Annotated in this window: 23 protein-coding genes; 18 read left to right on the top strand and 5 right to left on the bottom strand. The window is 70.8% G+C overall.

Annotated features, from left to right (window positions below; translation table 11 throughout):
- Window positions 1-34: 34 nt before the first annotated feature.
- From AC5Y43_RS03530 to AC5Y43_RS03560, 7 genes are all read left to right on the top strand, one after another.
- Window positions 35-346 (top strand): WXG100 family type VII secretion target, encoded by a 312-nt coding sequence (locus tag AC5Y43_RS03530; protein ID WP_499969473.1) that lies wholly within the window; start codon window positions 35-37, stop codon window positions 344-346.
- A 14-nt stretch (window positions 347-360) separates the two neighbouring features.
- On the top strand, window positions 361-657 hold the full coding sequence (locus tag AC5Y43_RS03535; RefSeq protein ID WP_499969475.1) for a WXG100 family type VII secretion target: 297 nt from the start codon (window positions 361-363) through the stop codon (window positions 655-657).
- A 218-nt stretch (window positions 658-875) separates the two neighbouring features.
- Window positions 876-1,319, top strand: a complete 444-nt coding sequence (gene rplM / locus AC5Y43_RS03540) for a 50S ribosomal protein L13 (protein ID WP_499969477.1) — start codon at window positions 876-878, stop codon at window positions 1,317-1,319.
- Window positions 1,316-1,798, top strand: a complete 483-nt coding sequence (rpsI, locus tag AC5Y43_RS03545) for a 30S ribosomal protein S9 (RefSeq protein ID WP_499969479.1) — start codon at window positions 1,316-1,318, stop codon at window positions 1,796-1,798. The genes rplM and rpsI overlap by 4 nt, the downstream gene beginning before the upstream one ends.
- Window positions 1,799-1,936: 138 nt before the next feature.
- Window positions 1,937-3,274 (top strand): phosphoglucosamine mutase, encoded by a 1,338-nt coding sequence (gene glmM, locus AC5Y43_RS03550; protein ID WP_499969481.1) that lies wholly within the window; start codon window positions 1,937-1,939, stop codon window positions 3,272-3,274.
- 46 nt (window positions 3,275-3,320) lie between these two features.
- Window positions 3,321-3,608 (top strand): hypothetical protein, encoded by a 288-nt coding sequence (locus AC5Y43_RS03555; protein WP_499969483.1) that lies wholly within the window; start codon window positions 3,321-3,323, stop codon window positions 3,606-3,608.
- Between the two features lie 2 nt (window positions 3,609-3,610).
- Window positions 3,611-4,930, top strand: coding sequence for a hypothetical protein (locus tag AC5Y43_RS03560; RefSeq protein WP_499969485.1), 1,320 nt, complete (start codon window positions 3,611-3,613; stop codon window positions 4,928-4,930).
- Window positions 4,931-4,934: 4 nt separating this feature from the next.
- On the opposite strand, the gene AC5Y43_RS03565 is transcribed toward AC5Y43_RS03560, so the two are convergent.
- Genes AC5Y43_RS03565 through AC5Y43_RS03575 form a run of 3 tightly spaced genes read right to left on the bottom strand, consistent with a single transcriptional unit; the run spans window position 4,935 to window position 7,090 of the window.
- Window positions 4,935-5,978 carry an LLM class F420-dependent oxidoreductase gene (locus AC5Y43_RS03565; RefSeq protein WP_499969487.1) on the bottom strand — a complete coding sequence of 348 codons (1,044 nt, stop codon included), beginning with the start codon at window positions 5,976-5,978 and terminating at the stop codon, window positions 4,935-4,937.
- 54 nt (window positions 5,979-6,032) lie between these two features.
- Entirely contained in the window at window positions 6,033-6,872 is an 840-nt protein-coding gene (locus tag AC5Y43_RS03570; protein WP_499969489.1) for a dienelactone hydrolase family protein, read from the bottom strand.
- Between the two features lie 59 nt (window positions 6,873-6,931).
- Complete coding sequence (locus tag AC5Y43_RS03575; protein ID WP_499969491.1) at window positions 6,932-7,090, bottom strand: Rv1535 family protein; 159 nt, start codon at window positions 7,088-7,090, stop codon at window positions 6,932-6,934.
- A 186-nt stretch (window positions 7,091-7,276) separates the two neighbouring features.
- Here AC5Y43_RS03575 and glmS point away from each other — a divergent pair, with 186 nt between their 5' ends.
- The 7 genes from glmS to tsaE all read left to right on the top strand — a co-directional run bounded on the left by glmS (window position 7,277) and on the right by tsaE (window position 15,568).
- Window positions 7,277-9,145 (top strand): glutamine--fructose-6-phosphate transaminase (isomerizing), encoded by a 1,869-nt coding sequence (glmS, locus tag AC5Y43_RS03580; protein ID WP_499969493.1) that lies wholly within the window; start codon window positions 7,277-7,279, stop codon window positions 9,143-9,145.
- Window positions 9,146-9,167: 22 nt separating this feature from the next.
- Entirely contained in the window at window positions 9,168-9,875 is a 708-nt protein-coding gene (locus AC5Y43_RS03585) for a rhomboid-like protein (RefSeq protein ID WP_499969495.1), read from the top strand.
- Between the two features lie 34 nt (window positions 9,876-9,909).
- Entirely contained in the window at window positions 9,910-11,325 is a 1,416-nt protein-coding gene (locus AC5Y43_RS03590) for an NAD(P)H-hydrate dehydratase (RefSeq protein ID WP_499969497.1), read from the top strand.
- A gap of 25 nt (window positions 11,326-11,350) precedes the next feature.
- Entirely contained in the window at window positions 11,351-12,733 is a 1,383-nt protein-coding gene (gene gad, locus AC5Y43_RS03595) for a glutamate decarboxylase (RefSeq protein ID WP_499969499.1), read from the top strand.
- Between the two features lie 91 nt (window positions 12,734-12,824).
- On the top strand, window positions 12,825-13,991 hold the full coding sequence (alr, locus tag AC5Y43_RS03600; RefSeq protein WP_499969501.1) for an alanine racemase: 1,167 nt from the start codon (window positions 12,825-12,827) through the stop codon (window positions 13,989-13,991).
- Window positions 13,992-14,043: 52 nt separating this feature from the next.
- Window positions 14,044-15,096: an alpha/beta fold hydrolase gene (locus AC5Y43_RS03605; protein WP_499969504.1), complete on the top strand. Its 1,053-nt coding sequence runs from the start codon at window positions 14,044-14,046 to the stop codon at window positions 15,094-15,096.
- Complete coding sequence (gene tsaE, locus AC5Y43_RS03610; protein WP_499969507.1) at window positions 15,086-15,568, top strand: tRNA (adenosine(37)-N6)-threonylcarbamoyltransferase complex ATPase subunit type 1 TsaE; 483 nt, start codon at window positions 15,086-15,088, stop codon at window positions 15,566-15,568. The genes AC5Y43_RS03605 and tsaE overlap by 11 nt, the downstream gene beginning before the upstream one ends.
- A gap of 62 nt (window positions 15,569-15,630) precedes the next feature.
- Here the strand turns inward: tsaE and AC5Y43_RS03615 are convergent, their stop codons facing one another.
- The gene (locus AC5Y43_RS03615; RefSeq protein ID WP_499969509.1) at window positions 15,631-16,479 is read right to left on the bottom strand and encodes an SMP-30/gluconolactonase/LRE family protein; all 849 of its coding nucleotides are present in this window, start codon (window positions 16,477-16,479) and stop codon (window positions 15,631-15,633) included.
- A gap of 254 nt (window positions 16,480-16,733) precedes the next feature.
- Here AC5Y43_RS03615 and tsaB point away from each other — a divergent pair, with 254 nt between their 5' ends.
- From tsaB to tsaD, 3 genes are read left to right on the top strand one after another with little or no spacing between them, the layout of a single operon-like run.
- Window positions 16,734-17,354, top strand: a complete 621-nt coding sequence (tsaB, locus tag AC5Y43_RS03620; protein WP_499969511.1) for a tRNA (adenosine(37)-N6)-threonylcarbamoyltransferase complex dimerization subunit type 1 TsaB — start codon at window positions 16,734-16,736, stop codon at window positions 17,352-17,354.
- Window positions 17,351-17,812 carry a ribosomal protein S18-alanine N-acetyltransferase gene (gene rimI, locus AC5Y43_RS03625; protein WP_499969513.1) on the top strand — a complete coding sequence of 154 codons (462 nt, stop codon included), beginning with the start codon at window positions 17,351-17,353 and terminating at the stop codon, window positions 17,810-17,812. The genes tsaB and rimI overlap by 4 nt, the downstream gene beginning before the upstream one ends.
- The gene (gene tsaD, locus AC5Y43_RS03630) at window positions 17,809-18,831 is read left to right on the top strand and encodes a tRNA (adenosine(37)-N6)-threonylcarbamoyltransferase complex transferase subunit TsaD (protein ID WP_499969515.1); all 1,023 of its coding nucleotides are present in this window, start codon (window positions 17,809-17,811) and stop codon (window positions 18,829-18,831) included. Before rimI ends, tsaD begins: the two co-directional genes overlap by 4 nt.
- Here tsaD and AC5Y43_RS03635 read toward each other — a convergent pair.
- Entirely contained in the window at window positions 18,828-19,481 is a 654-nt protein-coding gene (locus AC5Y43_RS03635) for a C39 family peptidase (protein ID WP_499969517.1), read from the bottom strand. The genes tsaD and AC5Y43_RS03635 overlap by 4 nt on opposite strands.
- Window positions 19,482-19,738: 257 nt before the next feature.
- On the opposite strand from AC5Y43_RS03635, the gene groES reads away from it, so the two are divergent.
- On the top strand, window positions 19,739-20,041 hold the full coding sequence (gene groES, locus AC5Y43_RS03640) for a co-chaperone GroES (RefSeq protein ID WP_007167930.1): 303 nt from the start codon (window positions 19,739-19,741) through the stop codon (window positions 20,039-20,041).
- The last annotated feature ends 13 nt before the right edge of the window (window positions 20,042-20,054 follow it).

Here is a 20,054-nt window from a genome sequence, read left to right on the forward strand (position 1 = left end):
GAACCGAACTGGCGCCGTTGGGGTCGAACCTGATATGGCGAACACGTTGAGCACCGACTTCGAGCTGATGCGGTCGGTCGCGGCCGCGACCGACGCGCGCAACGACGAGATCCGGGCGATGCTGCAGGCCTTCATCGGCCGCATGGGCAGCGTCCCGCACTCGGTGTGGGGTGGGCTCGCCGTCGCGCGATTCAAAGACGTCCTGGATCGCTGGAACGCCGAGTCGACGCGCCTCTACCACGCCCTGCACACGATCGCCGAGACCATCCGGCACAACCAGGCCGCGCTGGCGCACGCCGGCCAGGACCATGCCCGCCAGGTCGCCGCCGCCGGCGGAAACCTGTGATCGGGGGATCGGCCGTGGATCCGGTCCTGTCGTACAACTTCGGCGAAATCGAGTACTCCGTTCGCCAGGAGATCCACGCCACGGCGGCCCGGTTCAACGCGGCGCTCGACGAGCTGCGGTCGCAGATCGCACCGCTGCGGGAGGCCTGGACCCGCGAGGCGGCGGCCGCGTACCAGGTCGAGCAGCTGAAGTGGCACCAGGCGGCCACCGCGCTGAACCAGATACTGGTCGACCTCGGCAACGCGGTGCGCGACGGCGCGGACGAGGTGGCCGATGCTGACCGCCGGGCCGCGGGCCTCTGGGGACGCTAAGACGCAATGGCCCCTGTGTGGTCCCGGCGGGGGAGAGCCGCCGGGACCACACAGTCATTTTGACCTGCGGGGACGCACATCGGTAAGCTGCTCGGTTGGCGTGCGGTTACGCCGGGCCTCGGGTCAATGTCGGTCGCCGAGATCAAGCCCAACCGCAGCCCGCCTGACCGGCACCCGGCTCGACCCGGGATCCACCTCGAGAAGAGAAGGTAAGCGCTGTGCCCACATACGCGCCCAAGGCGGGTGACACCACGCGGTCGTGGTACGTCATCGACGCCACGGACGTGGTGCTTGGCCGCCTCGCCGTCGCAGCAGCCAACCTGCTGCGCGGCAAGCACAAGCCGACGTTCGCCCCCAATGTCGACGGCGGTGACTTCGTCATCGTCATCAACGCCGACAAGGTCGCCCTGTCCGGCGACAAACTGCAGCAGAAGATGGCGTACCGCCACTCGGGGTATCCCGGCGGGCTGCACAAGCGCACGACCGGCGAGCTGATGGAAAAGCACCCGACCCGTGTCGTGGAGAAGGCGATCGTCGGCATGCTGCCCAAGAACAAGCTCAGCCGTCAGATCCAGCGCAAGCTCCGCGTCTACGCAGGTCCGGAGCATCCCCATACCGCTCAGCAGCCGGTTCCGTACGAGATCAAGCAGGTGGCCCAGTGACCGAGACAACCGAGGCTCTAGAGACCCCGGAGACCACAGCGGCCCCGGAGGCCGAGGCCCCGGCCGCCCGCCCCGCCGAGTCGTTCGTGTTCGACCGGCCCATCCAGACCGTCGGCCGCCGCAAGGAGGCCGTGGTGCGGGTGCGCATCGTGCCGGGCACCGGCAAGTTCGACCTCAACGGCCGCAGCCTCGAGGACTACTTCCCCAACAAGGTGCACCAGCAGCTCATCAAGGCCCCACTGGTCACCGTCGACCGGGTGGAAAGCTTCGACATCTTCGCCCTGCTGCACGGCGGCGGCCCGTCGGGTCAGGCCGGCGCGCTGCGCCTGGGCATCGCGCGGGCGCTGATCCTGGCGTCTCCAGAGGACCGGCCCGCGTTGAAGAAGGCCGGCTTCCTCACCCGTGACCCGCGCGCCACCGAGCGCAAGAAGTACGGGCTGAAGAAGGCGCGCAAGGCGCCGCAGTACAGCAAGCGCTGATCAGCATTACTTTCTGGCCGCAGCGTTGCATCTTTGTGGGCAGTCTGCGGCGTGTCGGCGCACGTTCACGCGCGGTTTCGGTCACAAAAGAACGGGCACGTTAGGTGTCAGACCGACGACTGTGAGAGGTTTGTCCGCATGGGTCGACTATTCGGCACCGACGGTGTTCGCGGGGTCGCCAATCGCGAGTTGACCGCCGAGCTGGCGTTGGCCCTGGGTGCCGCCGCGGCCCGGCTGCTGGCCAGTTCGGGCCGGCCGGGCCGGCGGGTCGCCGTGGTCGGCCGCGACCCGCGGGCCAGCGGGGAGATGCTGGAGGCCGCGGTAATCGCCGGGCTGACCAGCGAGGGCGTCGACGCGCTGCGCGTCGGGGTGCTGCCCACCCCCGCGGTCGCCTACCTGACCGCCGCCTACGACGCCGACTTCGGGGTGATGATCTCCGCGTCGCACAACCCCATGCCCGACAACGGCATCAAGATCTTCGGCCCCGGCGGCCACAAGCTGGACGACGACACCGAGGACCAGATCGAGGAACTGGTCGCGGCGGGGCCCGGCCTGCGCCCGGTCGGCTCCGCGATCGGCCGCCGCATCGACGCCGAGGACGCCGCCGACCGCTACCTGCGCCACCTGTCCAAGGCCAGCACGCTGTCACTCGACGGCCTGACCGTGGTGGTCGACTGCGCCCACGGCGCGGCCTCCGCGGTGGCGCCGCGCGCCTACCGCGCGGCCGGCGCCCGGGTGATCGCGATCAACGCCGATCCCAACGGGCTCAACATCAACGACGGCTGCGGCTCGACCCACCTCGACGCGCTGCGGGCCGCCGTCGTCGAGCACCGCGCCGACCTGGGCCTGGCGCACGACGGGGACGCCGACCGCTGCCTGGCCATCGACGCCAACGGCGACCTCGTCGACGGCGACGCGATCATGGTCGTGCTCGCGCTCGCGATGCGGGAGGCCGGCGAACTCGCGTCCGACACCCTGGTGACCACCGTGATGAGCAACCTCGGGCTGCACCTGGCCATGCGGTCGGCCGGCATCGACGTGCGCACGACCGGCGTGGGTGACCGCTACGTCCTCGAGGAGTTGCGGGCCGGCGATTTCAGCCTCGGCGGCGAACAGTCCGGGCACATCGTGATGCCCGCGGTGGGCTCCACCGGCGACGGCATCGCCACCGGGCTGCGGCTGATGACGCGCATGATGCAGACCGGCTCGTCGCTGGCCGAGCTCGCCGCGGCGATGCGCGCGCTTCCCCAGGTGCTGATCAACGTCAAGGTCGCCGACAAGGCCACCGCCGCCGCGGCCCGCTCGGTGCAGGCCGCGGTCGAGGAGGCCGAGGCCGAACTGGGCGACACCGGTCGAATCCTGTTGCGCCCCTCCGGAACCGAACCGATGATCCGGGTCATGGTGGAGGCGCCCGAGGAGGGCCTCGCGCAGCGGGTCGCCGCTCGCGTCGCCGACGCGGTCAGCGCCGCGCGCTGATCGCTCAGCCGGGAACCCCGGCGCGGCATCCGGCGTCGGACTAGGCATGAGATTCGATAGCTCGGGGGCCCGCCGGGCCGCCGACCAACTGGGTGCGGCCGCCGAACTCCTCGACCGCGCCGCGGCAGATCACTTGGCGCGGTTGACGTTTGGCGGGGCCAGCGCCGGCCGGGCGCACACCGCGCGCGGCGACGCGTTGCGCGTCGAGCTGCAGCGGCTGACGGCCGGGGTGACGCGCTGGGCGCGGGCGGGCGCCGAGGCCGCGGCCGCGGTGCGGGCCGCCGCCGACCGCTACGCCGACGCCGAGCTGTACGCCGCGGCGCGGATCGCCTGAGGATGGCCGAGCGGCTGGACGTCGCCGGGCGCCTCGCTGAGGGCCGGCCCGCGCTCGAGCACACCGAGACCTACGTGCGGGCCTGCCACGCGCTGGGCTACCAGCATCCCGACCTGACGGCCCATCCCGCCCAGCCGCGCGACTGGTACGACAGCGAAGAGGGCCTCGATCTTCGTGCGCTCGATCGCGACTGCGCGGAGCTGCGGGCGGCCGGCGCGGCGGTCCTGGAGGCGCTGCGGATGCAGCGTGCCGGGCTCGCCGAGCTGACCGCGGCCTGGACCGGCGAGGGCGGGGGCGCCGCCGTCGGGTTCCTGGAACGCCATTGCGATGCCGCAAACACGGTGGCCGCCGAGGTCCGCGCGGCCGCCCAGCGGTGCGAGTCGCTGCGCGACAACCTGTGGTACCTGGTGGATTCCAAGGTCGCGACCACCATTGCCATCGACGAGCGCACCCGGGGGCAGCGCCCGGCATGGCTGGCCGCCGCCGCGGCCGTCACCTCCGGGGTGGGGGACCGGGCCGGCGGCGAAGAGGTGGTCCGTCAGCAGTTAATTCCGTACGTGGACAACGAGATTCGTGACGACTGGCTCACGGCGATGCGCTCGACGGCCGACGGGGTCGACACGGCCTACGACATGGTGATCGACCGGATGGCGGCCGCGCCGGTGGTGGCCTTCGAGGTTCCCGGTGATCTCGGACCGGGGTATCAATCGTTTCCGCGCGGCACCACGACGCCCGCCGCGCCGGTGTCACCCGCCGCGGTCGCCGGTCCGCCGGCGGATCCGGTGCCGCCGTCGGCCCCGACGCCCGCCGGGGCGGTAGCGCCCGCGCCGGCCGCGCCCACCGCGTTTCCCACGGCGCCGCTGCCCGACCTGGGCAGCGCGGGGGCGATGCCCGGCGCCGACGCGGGCGGCGGACTGGGTGGACCGGGTGGTCTCGGTCTCGGCGCGCTGGCCGGCCGCATCGTCGACGCGATGGGATCCCTGCTGGGCTCGGCGGCTGACCCCGCGGACACCGAGGACGCCTTCGACGACGAGGACCCGTTCCACCCGGACGACGCCGACCACCCTGACCACCCTGACGGCAAGACCGGCGGGCCGGACGAGGTCAAAAAGGTGGACGAGGTCCCGGACACCGAGACGGCCAAGCCCACCGAAGAGGCCCGACCGGTTGACGCGCCGCCGGCACCGGTTGAAGCACCCGCGCCGGCCGCCCAGCCCGCCCCCGTCGCCGCGCCGCAAGCCCCCGCGCCGGCGCCTGCGGCCGACGAGCCCTCGACACCGTGCGAGATCGCCGCGGACCAGCTTCCGCAGGCCGGGCAGTGACGGCTCAGGCGGGCCGCAGCGCGAGCACGTCCTCCACGAATCCCACGGCCTCGCGAGGGTCGGTGGACAACGGGTTGGCCAACAGCGTCGTCACGCCCGCCTCGGCGAAGGCGGCCAGGCGCTCGGCGACATACCCCCGGGGCCCGACGAGCGACATCCCGCGCACCAATTCATCCGGCACCAAGTCGATGGCCTCGGCCTTGCGGCCCGACAGGTACAGCTCCTGGATGCGGTCGGCGACTTCGCCGAACCCGTAGCGGGTGGCCAGGTTGTGATAGAAGTTGCGGCCCTTGGCGCCCATCCCGCCGATGTAGAGGGCCAGGTTCGGCTTGACCCAGGCCAGCCGGTCCTCGACATCGTCGCCGATGGCCAGCGACGCGTGCACCATGACGTCAAGCGGGCCCAAAGCCGGATCCCGCTTGGCCATGCCGGCGGCCAGCGCCTCACCCCACACCAGATGAGCCTTCTCGGGAAGGTAGAAGACCGGCTGCCAGCCCTCGGCGATCTCGGCGGTCAGCTCGACGTTCTTGGGGCCCAGCGCCGCGATCATGATCGGAATGCGTTCGCGCACAGGGTGATTGATCAGATGCAGGGCCTTGCCGAGGCCGGTTCCGCGGTCGGCGGGCAACGGGATCTGGTAGTGCTTGCCGTCGTGTTGCACCCGCTCGCGGCGCCAGACCTGCCGGCAGATCTCCACGACCTCGCGGGTGCGCCCGAGGGGGGCGTCGAACGCGACGCCGTGAAACCCCTCCATCACCTGCGGTCCGGAGGTGCCGATTCCGAGGCGAAATCGCCCGTCGGACACGTAATCCAGGCCCGCGGCCGTCATCGCCAGCAGCGAGGGCGTGCGGACGTAGATGGGCACCACCCCCGAGGCCAACTCGACCCGGTTGGTCTTGGCGGCCAGGTAGCCGAGCTGGCTGACCGCGTCGAAGGAATAGGCCTCGGCCACCACCGCGACGTCGATGCCGGACTTCTCGAGTTCGACGACGCGGTCGACGGCCTCGTGAAATCCGCCCGAGTAATTGAGAGCGATCCCGATTCGCATCCACGACAGATACCACGGTCGGCACCGCGCGTCGCAGTGCGGTGCGGGGGCGCGTCACTTCAGCAGCGCGACGACCTTCTCCTCGAGCGCGATCGGTGGGGCGTCGGGATCGAGCGGGTCGGTCCCGGGCAGCTGCACCTCCGGGTCGGCGAAGGCGCGGTAGGTCTTGTCCCCGCCGAGCGTGTAGAGCAGGTAACCGGTCAGCAGCGCCCGCACCGAGCGCTGGGTGCGCCGGTGCGGGCCGGCCAGCCCGACCACCTTCGCCAGCCGCCGGCCCTCGACCAGTCCGCCGGGTTCGGCCTTGTGCACGACGCGCAGCGTCGCCGCATCCCACGTCTCGGCGAGGGCGAGCGCGTGGGAATTCAGCGATTTCGGATCCCCCGGCGCGGTCAGGATCAGGCCGGGAACCGTCAGCGTCGCGGCGGGCTGCGCCGCCGGGGGGCTGGTCACCGCCGGGAAGAGGGCCGCCACGGCTGCGGGCTTCTCGCGCATCCCGGCCGCGGCGAACACCGCGGCCGAGCCGCCGAAACCGTGGCCCACGACGCCGAGCTTGGCCGGATGCACGCTGATGTTGCCCGGCCCCAGGCGCACCCCGGACACGATGTCCAGGGCCGTGCCGAGGTCGAAGGCGAAGTTCAGCACCGAGGGCGCCAGGCCGCGCTCGGTGTCCGGCGCCCCGGCCACGATGCCCCACGACGCCAGGTGCTCGAGCAGGCCCGCGTAGCGCGCGGCACCGGCGAGCCAGTCGTGGCCCAACGCCACGCCGGGCAGGTTCAGCCCGGCCTCCGGGGTGTACACCACCCCCGGCAAACCGGCGAAGGCCAGGTCGCCACGCAAAACCCGGTGCGGGCCACGGCGGTGCAGGGCGGCGGCGAGCTTGCGGATCCGGGGCACGGGACGACGTTAGCGCATATCGGAGGCGTGCTGGGTCGGCAGACGGCGGCCCGGCGCGCTCAGGCCGTGACCTCGACCAGACCCACCCGCCAGAGCGCCGCGTACGCCTGGCGCAGCGGGATGCTCAGCAAACGGGTGGCCGCGTCGAGCATGGGGTCGCCCCCGGCGCCGAAGGGCGATCCGGGAATCCGGGCGGCGGCGTTCAGAACTGCGGTCATGGTGATTCCCTCCTCGCAAACGGCCCGATATCGATGACCACAGCGTCGGGCCCGGGTCTTGGCGGATCCTCCACAACTTCTTGGACCGGGCCGCGGGGCACCACTGAAGCGGCACAAGGCGCCTATTCGCGCAGGTCGGCGCCGCGCTGACGATTTTGGGGCAGCCGCTGCACTACCCTGATCAGGATGTGCGGAATTGTCGGCTACGTCGGGCAGCGCCCGGCCTGTGAGGTCGTCATGGACGCGCTGCGCCGGATGGAGTACCGCGGCTACGACTCGTCGGGGATCGCGCTGGTGGACGGCCAGGGCACTCTCACCGTGCGTCGCCGCGCGGGCCGGCTGGCCAACCTGGAGGAGGCGCTGGCCGAGACGGCTCCGTCGGAGCTGGCGGGCACCACCGGCCTGGGCCACACCCGGTGGGCCACCCACGGTCGCCCCACCGACCGCAATGCGCACCCGCATCGCGACGCCGCCGGCAAGATCGCCGTCGTCCACAACGGCATCATCGAGAACTTCCCGGCCCTGCGCCACGAGCTGGAGGCCGCCGGCGTGGAGTTCGCCAGCGACACCGACACCGAGGTGGCGGTGCACCTGGTGGCGCAGGCCTACCGGCACGGCGCGACCGCGGGTGATTTCCCGGCCTCGGTGCTGGCGGTGCTGCGGCGGCTCGACGGCCACTTCACCCTGGTGTTCACCAACGCCGACGAGCCGGGCACCATCGTGGCCGCGCGCCGCTCGACGCCGCTGGTGGTCGGGATCGGCGACGGCGAGATGTTCGTCGGCTCCGACGTGGCGGCGTTCATCGAGCACACCCGCGACGCCGTCGAACTCGGCCAGGGCCAGGCCGTGGTGATCACCGCGGACGGCTACCGCATCATGGATTTCTACGGCAACGACGACACCGCCAACGCCCGCGAGTTTCACATCGACTGGGACCTGGCCGCGGCCGAAAAGGGCGGTTACCCCTACTTCATGCTCAAGGAAATCGCCGAGCAGCCGACCGCGGTGGCCGACACATTGCTCGGGCACTTCGTCAACGGCCGCATCGTGCTCGACGAGCAACGCCTGTCCGATCAGGAACTGCGCGAGATCGACAAGGTGTTCGTGGTGGCCTGCGGCACCGCCTATCACTCCGGGTTGCTGGCGAAGTACGCGATCGAGCACTGGACCCGGCTACCGGTGGAGGTGGAGCTGGCCAGCGAATTCCGCTACCGCGACCCGGTTTTGGACCGCAGCACTCTGGTGGTGGCCATCAGTCAGTCCGGTGAGACCGCCGACACCCTGGAGGCCGTCCGGCACGCCAAGGAACAGAAGGCCAAGGTGCTGGCCATCTGCAACACCAACGGCTCGCAGATCCCGCGCGAGTGCGACGCGGTGCTCTACACCCGCGCCGGCCCGGAGATCGGCGTCGCCTCCACGAAGACCTTCCTGGCGCAGATCGCCGCCAACTACCTCGTCGGGCTGGCGCTGGCGCAGGCCCGCGGCACCAAGTACCCCGACGAGGTCCAGCGCGAATACCGCGAGTTGGAGGCGATGCCGGACCTGGTGGCCCGGGTGCTCACGATGATCGAGCCGGTGGCCGCCCTGGCGCAGCGGTTCGCCCAATCCTCGACCGTGCTGTTTTTGGGTCGCCACGTCGGCTACCCGGTGGCGCTGGAAGGCGCGCTGAAACTCAAGGAACTGGCCTACATGCACGCCGAGGGGTTCGCCGCCGGCGAGCTCAAGCACGGCCCGATCGCGCTGATCGAAGAGGGACTGCCCGTCATCGTCGTGATGCCCTCACCCAAGGGGTCGGCCACGCTGCACGCCAAGCTGCTGTCCAACATCCGCGAGATCCAGACCCGCGGCGCGGTGACCATCGTGATCGCCGAGGAGGGCGACGACACCGTGCGCCCCTACGCCGATCACTTGATCGAAATCCCTTCCGTGTCAACCCTTCTGCAGCCGCTGCTGTCGACGATCCCGCTGCAGGTGTTCGCCGCGTCGGTCGCGCAGGCCCGCGGCTACGACGTCGACAAACCACGAAACCTGGCCAAGTCCGTCACCGTTGAGTAGCCGGGCATAGAAGGTGGACGTCGTGGCGAACGCATCGGTGGGGACGCGGCTGCGGAACATCTGGTACGCGGTCTGGCATTTCGTCACCGGCGCGCCGTTGACCTACCTCTGGCTGTTCGTGCTGATGATCACGACGATCATCCAGAACGAACTGTCCGGGCGGCAGCTGCACGGCGTACTGTTGCACCGCTCCACCAACATTCACGCCCTGGGCACCGATCCGCTCGATGTGCTGTTCTCCAGCCTGCTGTGGATCGACGGCAAGAACCTGGAACCGTACCTGCTGCTGTTCACCCTGTTCCTGGCGCCCGCCGAACACTGGCTCGGCCACTTGCGTTGGCTCACAGTCGGATTGACCTCGCACATCCTCGCCACCTACATCAGCGAGGGCATCCTGTACTACGCGATCGAGGAACACGAGGCGTCCGAACGGCTGGTGCACGCCCGCGACATCGGGGTCAGCTACTTCCTCGTCGGCGTGATGGCCGTGCTGGCCTATCACATCGCGCGGCCGTGGCGCTGGGGCTACCTCGGGGTGCTGTTCGTCATCTTCGGTTTCCCGTTGCTGACGATGAACCGCCACGAGCTGAACTTCACCGCGATCGGTCACTTCGCGGCGATCCTGATCGGGCTCTGCTTCTATCCGATGGCGCGGGAGCGCAAGCGTCCGGCGCTGAACCCCGCGCGCCTGAGAACGGCTGTCCGGCGGATCAGTACCCGCGAGGCCTAACCGCACATAAGTCCGGCATGGAATGCTTGCGTCGATGCGGCATTACTACTCCGTGAACGCGATCCGCGACGCCGAGGCGCCGCTGCTGGCCAGCCTCCCAGACGGTGCGTTGATGCGGCGCGCGGCCTTCGGCCTGGCCACCGAGATCGCCGCCGAGCTTGCCGCCCGCACCGGCGGGGTCGCCGGCCGGCGGGTGTGCGCGGTCGTCGGGTCGGGCGACAACGGCGGCGACGCCCTGTGGGCGGCGACGTTCCTGCGCCGTCGCGGCGCGGCCGCCGACGCGGTGCTACTCAACCCCGAGCGCACCCACGCCAAGGGACTGGCCGGCTTCCGCAGGGCCGGCGGGCTCATCGTGGAAAGCGTCGCGGACACAACGGATCTCGTCATCGACGGGGTGGTGGGCATCTCCGGCTCGGGAGCCCTGCGGCCGGCCGCGGCGGAGGTGTTCAAGGCCGCCGCGGGGATCCCGGTGGTCGCCGTCGACATCCCCAGCGGCATCGACGCGGCGACCGGCGCCATCACCGGCCCCGCGGTGCGCGCCGCGCTGACCGTCACCTTCGGCGGGCTCAAACCCGTGCACGCGCTGGCCGACTGCGGCCGCGTCGAGCTGATCGACATCGGCCTCGACCTGCCCGAGACGGACATCCTGGGTTTCGAGGCCGCCGACGTCGCGGCGCGCTGGCCGGTGCCCGGCCCGCACGACGACAAGTACACCCAGGGCGTGACGGGCGTGATGGCCGGCTCGTCGACCTATCCGGGCGCGGCCGTCCTGTGCACCGGCGCGGCCGTCGCGGCGACCTCCGGCATGGTCCGCTACGCCGGCAGCGCGCACGAGCAGGTCCTCGCCCAATGGCCCGAGGTGATCGCGTCGCCCACCCCGGCGGCGGCCGGGCGGGTGCAGGCCTGGGTCGTCGGGCCGGGCCTGGGCACCGACGAGGCCGGGGCCGCGGCGCTGTGGTTCGCGCTGGAGACCGACCTGCCGGTGATCGTGGACGCCGACGGGCTGACCCTCCTGGCCGCCCACCCCGAACTGGTTGCCGACCGTGCCGCCCCGACGGTGCTGACCCCCCACGCGGGTGAATTCGCCCGGCTAGCGGGTAACCCCCCCGGCGATGACCGCATCAAGGCATGCCGCACGCTGGCCGACGCGTTCGGCGCCACCGTGCTGCTCAAGGGCAACGTCACCGTCGTCGCCGATCCGGGCGGACCGGTCTACCTCAGCCCGGCCGGGCAGTCGTGGGCGGCCACCGCCGGGTCCGGCGACGTCCTGTCCGGGATGATCGGCGCGCTGCTGGCGGCCGGGCTGCCGGCCGCCGAGGCGGCCGCGGCCGCCGCCTTCGTGCACGCCCGCGCGGCGGCGCTGTCGGCCGCCGACCCGGGCCCCGGCGAGGCGCCGACGTCGGCGTCGCGCATCGTCCCGCACGTCCGGGCCGCCCTGGCCGCTTTGTGACACCCGCCGAACAGAGAGGACCCCCGTGACCCGCCATCCGTCCGTACCGGCGCACTCGATCGCCCCCGCCTACACCACCCGCATGTTCACCGCGCCGGTGCCCGCGCTGCGGCTGCCCGAGGAGTCGATGGACCCCGAGGCCGCCTACCGGTTCATCCACGACGAGCTGATGCTCGACGGCAGCTCGCGGCTGAACCTGGCCACGTTCGTCACCACCTGGATGGACCCCGAGGCCGGCAAGCTGATGGCCGAGACGTTCGACAAGAACATGATCGACAAGGACGAATACCCGGCCACCGCGGCCATCGAGCAGCGCTGCGTGTGCATGGTCGCCGACCTGTTTCACGCCGAACACCTCAAGGACGACGACCCCTCCAGCGCGATCGGGGTGTCCACCATCGGCTCGTCCGAGGCGGTGATGCTGGGCGGGCTGGCCCTCAAATGGCGCTGGCGCGCGCGCGTGGGCAAGGACTGGAAGAAGCGCACCCCCAACCTCGTGATGGGCTCCAACGTCCAGGTCGTGTGGGAGAAGTTCTGCCGCTACTTCGACGTCGAACCGCGCTACCTGCCGATGGAGGAGGGGCGCTACGTCATCACCCCGGAACAGGTCGTCGACGCCGTCGACGAGGACACCATCGGGGTGGTGGCGATCCTCGGCACCACCTACACCGGCGAGCTCGAGCCCATCGCGCAGATCTGCCAGGCCCTGGACAAGCTGGCGGCCGGCGGGGGCGTCGACGTGCCGGTGCATGTGGACGCCGCCAGCGGGGGCTTCGTGGTGCCGTTCCTGCACCCCGATCTGGCGTGGGATTTCCGGCTGCCCCGGGTGGTCTCGATCAACGTCAGCGGCCACAAGTACGGGCTGACCTATCCCGGCATCGGATTCGTGGTGTGGCGCAGCGCCGAGCACCTGCCCGACGACCTGGTCTTCCGCGTCAACTACCTGGGCGGCGACATGCCGACCTTCACGCTGAACTTCTCCCGCCCGGGCAACCAGGTGGTCGCGCAGTACTACAACTTCCTGCGCCTGGGCCGCGAGGGCTACACCAAGGTCATGCAGAGCCTCTCGACGACCGCGCGCTGGCTGGGCGAGCAGCTGCGCGAGGGCGAACACTGCGAGCTGATCTCCGACGGCACGGCGATCCCGGTGGTCAGCTTCCGGCTGTCCAAGGACCGCGGGTACACCGAGTTCGACGTGTCCCACGAGCTGCGGGGCTACGGGTGGCAGGTGCCGGCCTACACCATGCCCGACAACGCCACCGACGTGTCGGTGCTGCGCATCGTGGTGCGCGAGGGGTTTTCCGCCGACCTGGCCCGCGCGCTGCACGACGACGCCCGCAGCGCGCTGGCGTCGCTGGACAAGATCAAGCCCGGCGGGCACTACGATTCCCAGCACTTCGCGCACTGACTCTGGCGCCGCGAAAGTGCAACTAGCGACGCGTTCTGCGAGTAGCGGCGTCGGTAGCTGCACTTTCGCGGCCTCTGGGACAATGGCGGCCGTGGCTGTTACGCCGATATCCCTGACGCCCGGCGTCCTCGCCGAGGCCGTGGTGGACCTGGGGGCCATCGCGCACAACGTGCGGGTGCTGCAAGAGCACGCCGGCGCCGCGCAGGTCATGGCCGTCGTCAAGGCCGACGGCTACGGCCACGGGGCCACCCGCGTCGCCCGCGCGGCGCTCTCGGCCGGGGCGGCCGAGCTGGGCGTCGCGACCGTCGACGAGGCGCTGGCGTTGCGCGCCGACGGGATCACCGCGCCGGTGCTCGCGTGGCTGCATCCGCCCGGCCTCGACTTCGGGCCGGCGCTGCTCGCCGATGTGGAGATCGCCGTGTCCTCGGTGCGCCAGCTCGAGGAGGTGCTCGACGCCGTGCGCCGCACCGGTCGCACGGCCACCGTCACCGTCAAGGTCGACACGGGGCTGAACCGCAACGGCGTCGCCCCCGCGCATTACCCGGCGATGCTGGACGCGCTGCGCGGCGCCGTCGCCGAGGATGCCGTTCGGGCGCGGGGCCTGATGTCGCACATGGTGTTCGCCGACCAGCCCGACAACCCGATCAACGACGTTCAGGCCCAACGCTTTACCGACATGCTGGCGCAGGCGCGCGCGGCGCGTCTGCGGTTCGAGGTGGCGCACCTGGCGAATTCGTCGTCGACGATGTCGCGGCCCGACCTGGCCTTCGACCTGGTGCGCCCGGGCATCGCGGTGTACGGGCTGAGCCCCGTGCCGGAGCGCGGCGACATGGGGCTGATCCCGGCGATGACCGTGAAATGCGCTGTGGCGCTGGTGAAGTCCATTCGTGCGGGGGAGAGCGTGTCCTACGGGCACACCTGGACCGCGGACCGTGACACCAGCCTCGCGCTGCTGCCGGTCGGCTACGCCGACGGCGTGTTCCGCTCGCTGGGCGGGCGCCTGGACGTGCTGATCAACGGCAGGCGCCGCCCCGGTGTCGGGCGGATCTGCATGGACCAGTTCGTCGTCGACCTGGGCCCTGGGCCGGTCGACGTGGCCGAGGGCGACGAGGCGATCCTGTTCGGGCCCGGCACGCGGGGCGAACCCACCGCCCAGGACTGGGCCGACCTGCTCGGCACCATCCACTACGAAGTGGTCACCAGCCCCCGGGGCCGGATCGCCCGAACCTACCGCGAGGCCGAAACCGTTGAGCCCTGACAAGACCCGCAGGCGCCACAGGCGCAGGGCCTGGCTTGCGGGAGGCGCCGGGGTGACCGCCGTCGCCACCATCGTCGGGGCCTCCGCCCGCCGATCGATCACCCAACGCGCCACCCCCCTCGAAGACCCGTACGCCGACGAGGATTTCGACACCATCGACAACGACCGCGCGTACGTGGTCACCACCCCCGACGGGGTGCCGCTGGCGGTTCGCGAGGCCGGCCCGGTGGACGCGCAGGTGACCATGGTCTTCGTCCACGGATTCTGCCTGCGCATGGGTGCCTTCCATTTCCAGCGGACCCGGCTTGCGGACCGGCTGGGGTCGCGCGTGCGGATGGTCTTCTACGACCAGCGCGGCCACGGCAGGTCCGGCGCCGGCGCGCCCGAGAGCTATACGCTCACGCAGCTGGGAAAGGACCTGCAAAGCGTGCTGAACGAGGTCGCGCCCCGCGGCGTCGTGGTGCTGGTCGGCCACTCGATGGGCGGCATGACGGTGTTGTCGCACGCGCGCCAGTTTCCCGACGCGTACGGGCAGCGGATCGTCGGCGCCGCGCTGATCTCGTCCGCGGCCGAGGGCGTTACGCGTTCGCCGCTGGGCGAGATCCTGAAAAACCCTGCGCTGGAAGCCTTCCGGTTCACCGCCCGCTCGGCGCCCAAGCTGATGCACCGCGGCCGCAACGTGTCGCGCTCGCTGATCGGCCCGATCCTGCGTGCCGCGTCCTTCAGCGACCTGCAGGTCAGCCGCAGCCTGGACGCGTTCTCCCAGCGGATGATGAACGGCACCCCGGTCGCCACCATGGTGGGCTTTTTGGACGCCCTGGAAAAACATGACGAGACCGCCGGGCTGTGGACGTTGCTGAAGGTCCCGACGCTGATCGCGTGCGGTGATCACGACCTGCTGACCCCCGACGAATACTCGGCCAAGATGGCGGCCTCGCTGCCGCGCTCGGAGCTGGTCACCGTCACCGGGGCCAGCCACCTGGCGCTGCTGGACAAGCCCGAAGCCATCAACGACGGCCTGGTCCGGCTCGTTCGCCGTGCCGTCCCGGGCACGATGACCCTGCGGTACAGGCGATTCCGCGAATGGTTGCGCCATGATCGGTGACGGCGGCACCGCCACGCTGGAACGCGTCGAGGACACCGTCGCACTGGGATCACGGCTGGGCGAGGGGCTGCGCGCGGGCGACGTGGTGGTGCTCTCCGGTCCGCTGGGCGCCGGAAAGACAGTGCTGGCCAAGGGAATTGCCGCGGCGATGGACGTCGACGGGCCGGTGACGTCGCCGTCGTACGTGCTGGCGCGGGTACACCCGCCGCGACGAGCCGGCGCGCCGGCGATGATCCACGTCGACATGTACCGGCTGCTCGACCAGCCCGGCGCCGACCTGCTCGGCGAGCTCGACTCGCTCGACCTCGACACAGATCTCGACGACGCCGTCGTCGTGGTCGAGTGGGGCGAGGGACTGGTCGAGCGCCTGTCCGAGCGGCACCTCGACGTGCGGCTGGAGCGGGTCAGCCACTCCGACGTGCGGATCGCGACCTGGCAGTGGGACTCCAATTCCGGCACGGCTCAGAACTAACCTTGTCGAGCAGCGGCAAACTGCTCGCCGAAATCGGCTACCTTATGGGAACTTCGCTGGCCTCAGGGAGATCCTGCTCCCCGCACCTCGACGCGCGCCTGCATGATCCAGCCCTTGGACTCGCCACGCGCCATGCCCTCGTGGGTAGTCTCGTCGACGATCATGTACAGCGTGCGCCCGTCGGTTCCGCCGAGGGCAGGTGCGACAGCCCATCCGTGGTCGATGGCAACACGGTGGGTGACCGTGCCGCCCGCGACGACTCTGAGAAACTCGCCGGTGTCGTAGCAGCCGACCCACACGCCGCCTTGGATGTCGACGCAGAGGCCGTCGGGATGCCGGCGTTCGCCAAGGTCGGCGAACACCGTTGGGGCACCGAGACCTCCGTCGGCATCGATCGAAAACGCAAGAATCCGTGACCCGTTCGTCTCGCCGACGACCAGGGTCGACCCATCGGGTAGGAAGGCGAGGCCGTTTGGGACTGAGAGACCACTGGCCACGATCCGCACAACTCCCGCGGGGTCGACGAGTCCGATCGCACCTCCCATTGCCGTCCCGCTCGCCTGGTAAAGGTCGACGTAGCCATGGCCGCTGGGGGCCACGAGCAGGTCGTTAGTGGACCAGGCGAGGTCGCTGAGGTCGAACGTCGCTGCTACCCGTCCCTGCGGGTCGACATGGTGGATCTTTGGGTCGAACAACGCGGACACCACGAGCGTCCCGTCGGGCAGCCAGCCCAACCCGGAGGCGTGCGCGACTTCAGCCTCCACCGCGACGTCACCGGTCTCGCTCACCGAGCACACCCGACCTGCCGGGCCGTCGGTGAACCAGAGCCGGTCGTTGTGCCATCGGGGTCCTTCGCCGTAGACGATGCCATCCACAAATGGCAGTGCCTCAAGAGCTTCGACCGCGGTCATGGCGGCATCTTCATCGATCGCGAACCCGCGGACAAGTATTTTCGCGATTCTCTCTCTCGGCCTCGTTGCTACAGGTGTGCCGACACCGCACCGATTCGGACGCTAGAGTCGCTGCCAAACGGTCGGATTCAGAAAGTAGCTGGGCCGGAGGGCGAACACGTCAAGGGTGTAATCGCGGTCTTTCTAGCTGTGGGAACAGAGATAGTGGTTGGTATTTGCAACGCCGGGATTGCGACCCGTGAGCGGGTCCGCTCGTGACGCTGGTACTCGCTCTCGACACCTCCACCCCCGCGGTGACGGCCGGCATCGTCCGGTTGCCTGATTTCGATGTCCTGGCCGAGCGGGTCACCCTCGACGCCCGCGCGCACGCCGAGCGGCTGACGCCCAACGTGCTTGGCGCTTTGGCCGACGCCGCGCTGACGATGGCCGATCTCGACGCCGTGGTGGTGGGCTGCGGGCCCGGCCCGTTCACGGGCCTGCGCGCCGGGATGGCGACGGCCGCCGCCTACGGGCACGCGCTGGGCATCCCGGTCCACGGCGTGTGCAGCCTGGACGCCATCGGGGCCCTGACCGCCGGCGAGATCCTGGTGGTCACCGACGCGCGCCGGCGCGAGGTGTACTGGGCCCGCTACCGCGACGGGGCCCGCACCGCCGGACCGGGTGTCGATGCCCCCGCCGCCGTCGACCCCGCCGGCGCCGTCGCCGTCGCCGGCTCACCCGAACACGCGGCGCTGTTCGGCCTGCCCGTGTGCGGGCCGGTGCACCCGACACCGCCGGGCCTGGTGCGCGCGGTGTCCGACTGGGGCGACCCCGCGCCGCTAGTGGCGTTGTACCTGCGGCGCCCCGACGCCAAACCGTTGGTGGGCCCGCGATGATCGAGCCGGTGACCATCGCCGCGTTGACGCCCGCCGACGCGGGGCGCTGCGCCGAGCTGGAAGCCCAGCTGTTCCACGGCGACGACCCATGGCCCGCAGCGGCGTTCAACCGCGAATTGGCAAGCAAGCACAACCATTACGTCGGCGCGCGCCTCGGCGACACGCTGGTCGGTTACGCCGGCATCTCGCGGCTGGGCCGCACCCCGCCGTTCGAGTACGAGGTGCACACCATCGGCGTCGACCCGCTCTATCAGGGCCGGGGCATCGGACGCCGGCTGCTCGACGAGCTGCTCGGCTACGCCGCCGGCGGCGTCGTCTACCTGGAGGTGCGCACCGACAACGAGGCGGCCATCGCGCTGTACCGCAGCGCGGGCTTCGCGCAGATCGGGCTGCGCAAGCGCTACTACCGGGTCAGCGGCGCCGACGCCTACACCATGCGGCGGGAGGCTTTGTCATGATCGTCCTGGCCATCGAAACCTCTTGCGACGAAACGGGAGTCGGTATCGCGCGCCTCGACGATGACGGTGCCGTGACCCTGCTGGCCGACGAGGTCGCCTCCAGCGTCGACGAACACGTCCGCTTCGGCGGCGTCGTGCCCGAGATCGCCTCGCGGGCGCACCTGGAGGCGCTGGGCCCCACCATGCGGCGCGCGCTGGCCGCGGCGGGCGTGGCGAAGCCGGACGTCGTCGCGGCCACCATCGGGCCCGGGCTCGCCGGCGCCCTGCTGGTGGGAGTCGCTGCGGCCAAAGCGTATTCGGCCGCCTGGGACGTCCCGTTCTACGCGGTGAACCACCTGGGCGGACACCTGGCCGCCGACGTCTACGAACACGGGCCGCTGCCCGAGTGCGTGGCGTTACTGGTGTCGGGTGGGCACACCCACCTGTTGCACGTGCGGTCCCTGGGCGAGCCGATCGTCGAGCTGGGCAGCACCGTCGACGACGCCGCCGGCGAGGCCTACGACAAGGTGGCGCGGCTGCTAGGGCTGGGCTATCCCGGCGGCAGGGTGCTCGACGACCTCGCCCGCATCGGCGATCGGGACGCCATCGCCTTCCCGCGCGGCATGACCGGCCCGCGCGACGACCCCTACGCGTTCAGCTTCTCGGGACTCAAGACCGCCGTCGCGCGCTACGTCGAAAGCCATCCCGACGCGCCGGCCCCCGACATCGCCGCCGGCTTTCAGGAGGCCGTCGCCGACGTGCTGACCCGCAAGGCGGTGCGCGCGGCGACCGCGCTCGGCGTCTCGACCCTGCTGATCGCCGGCGGGGTCGCCGCCAACTCGCGACTGCGCGAGCTGGCCGGCGAGCGCTGCGCGGCCGCGGGGCTGGAGTTGCGGATCCCCGGCCCCCGGCTGTGCACCGACAACGGCGCGATGATCGCGTCGTTCGCCGCGCACCTCGTGGCGGCGGGAGCGCCGCCGTCGCCGCTGGACGTTCCCAGCGATCCCGGGCTGCCAGTGGTCAGGGGGCAGCTGCCCTAGCCGGTTTGCCGGGTGACGATGAGCATGTTGTTGCCGGTCGCCCAGGCCTGGGTGAAGGTGTCCATGGGGATCTGCTCGTCGCGGCCGTTGGGCGTGCCGCTGTCGTTGAGGTGGACGACGTCGTCGCGGGTGTCGACGCCGGTGACGACGACGGCGTGGTCGGGCTCGGTGCGCTGGCCCTGGCCGGGCGGGTAGTTCCAGATGGTTTCGCCGTTGACCGCCGCGATCACCTTGTGGCCGCCGGCCAGGTCCTGCTCCAGCCCGCCCATCGTGTTGCCGGCCGTGAGGTCGGACTGGATGCCGTATTTGCCCAGCAGCACGACCAGATCTTCAAAGGAGGTGCCGTCGAAGCGGTAGATGCCGCCGCGGTGGGTTTCGCTTCTCGTGAACACGCCGCGCAACTCGATGCCGACCTGGCTGGGTTCCCTGCCGGTGAGCTGGCCGACCACGTCCGCGACGGCCATCAGCCCGCAGTCCTCTTGGTGCTGGTAGCGCCAGTAGGGCGCCGCGGCCTGCGGGTCGCCGTACACCTGGCCGTTAGGGTCGGCGGCGGCCAGTCCGCTGCCGAGCCCGGCCCATCCGACGGCGACCGCGACGATCAGCGAGGATAGGCCGGCCAGGCGGTTTCTTCTGGTCGAAGCAGTGCGCATCGTCCCATTATCAGCCCGCCGCGAACGGTCCCTGGCCGGGAAGCAACAGGGCCCCCTTGAGTGCTAGCACTCGCATGTATAGAGTGCTAGGTGGCAATCGGCCACGCCCTGTGTCGGCACCCGCGACGACGGCGCTCGGGCAGGGACGAATGCCGAACACCTGATAATTCGGCCGGTTCCGGGCCCGCCCCGGACCGGCCGCCAACTCCGGTCCGGGCGCGTCCCGGACCCGATCCAAACACTGGAGGGCTCCAATCGTGGCGAAGGTGAACATCAAGCCACTCGAGGACAAGATTCTCGTGCAGGCCAACGAGGCCGAGACCACGACCGCGTCCGGTCTGGTCATTCCCGACACCGCCAAGGAGAAGCCGCAGGAAGGCACCGTCGTCGCAGTCGGCCCCGGCCGCTGGGACGAGGACGGCGAGAAGCGGATCCCGCTGGACGTCTCGGAGGGTGACACCGTCATCTACAGCAAGTACGGCGGCACCGAGATCAAGTACAACGGCGAGGAGTACCTGATCCTGTCCGCCCGCGACGTGCTGGCTGTCGTTTCCAAGTAAGGACCGTGTTCCG

This window comes from Mycobacterium sp. NGS57 (assembly GCF_059812405.1).

What these genes read in the sequence shown, in the direction of transcription:
- AC5Y43_RS03530 (WP_499969473.1), top strand. Translation starts at nt 35, where the DNA reads ATGGCGAACACGTTGAGCACCGACTTCGAGCTGATGCGGTCGGTCGCG.
- glmM (WP_499969481.1), top strand. Translation starts at nt 1,937, where the DNA reads ATGGGTCGACTATTCGGCACCGACGGTGTTCGCGGGGTCGCCAATCGC.
- AC5Y43_RS03555 (WP_499969483.1), top strand. Translation starts at nt 3,321, where the DNA reads ATGAGATTCGATAGCTCGGGGGCCCGCCGGGCCGCCGACCAACTGGGT.
- AC5Y43_RS03560 (WP_499969485.1), top strand. Translation starts at nt 3,611, where the DNA reads ATGGCCGAGCGGCTGGACGTCGCCGGGCGCCTCGCTGAGGGCCGGCCC.
- AC5Y43_RS03565 (WP_499969487.1), bottom strand. Translation starts at nt 5,978, where the DNA reads ATGCGAATCGGGATCGCTCTCAATTACTCGGGCGGATTTCACGAGGCC.
- AC5Y43_RS03575 (WP_499969491.1), bottom strand. Translation starts at nt 7,090, where the DNA reads ATGACCGCAGTTCTGAACGCCGCCGCCCGGATTCCCGGATCGCCCTTC.
- glmS (WP_499969493.1), top strand. Translation starts at nt 7,277, where the DNA reads ATGTGCGGAATTGTCGGCTACGTCGGGCAGCGCCCGGCCTGTGAGGTC.
- AC5Y43_RS03590 (WP_499969497.1), top strand. Translation starts at nt 9,910, where the DNA reads ATGCGGCATTACTACTCCGTGAACGCGATCCGCGACGCCGAGGCGCCG.
- tsaE (WP_499969507.1), top strand. Translation starts at nt 15,086, where the DNA reads ATGATCGGTGACGGCGGCACCGCCACGCTGGAACGCGTCGAGGACACC.
- AC5Y43_RS03615 (WP_499969509.1), bottom strand. Translation starts at nt 16,479, where the DNA reads ATGACCGCGGTCGAAGCTCTTGAGGCACTGCCATTTGTGGATGGCATC.
- rimI (WP_499969513.1), top strand. Translation starts at nt 17,351, where the DNA reads ATGATCGAGCCGGTGACCATCGCCGCGTTGACGCCCGCCGACGCGGGG.
- tsaD (WP_499969515.1), top strand. Translation starts at nt 17,809, where the DNA reads ATGATCGTCCTGGCCATCGAAACCTCTTGCGACGAAACGGGAGTCGGT.
- AC5Y43_RS03635 (WP_499969517.1), bottom strand. Translation starts at nt 19,481, where the DNA reads ATGCGCACTGCTTCGACCAGAAGAAACCGCCTGGCCGGCCTATCCTCG.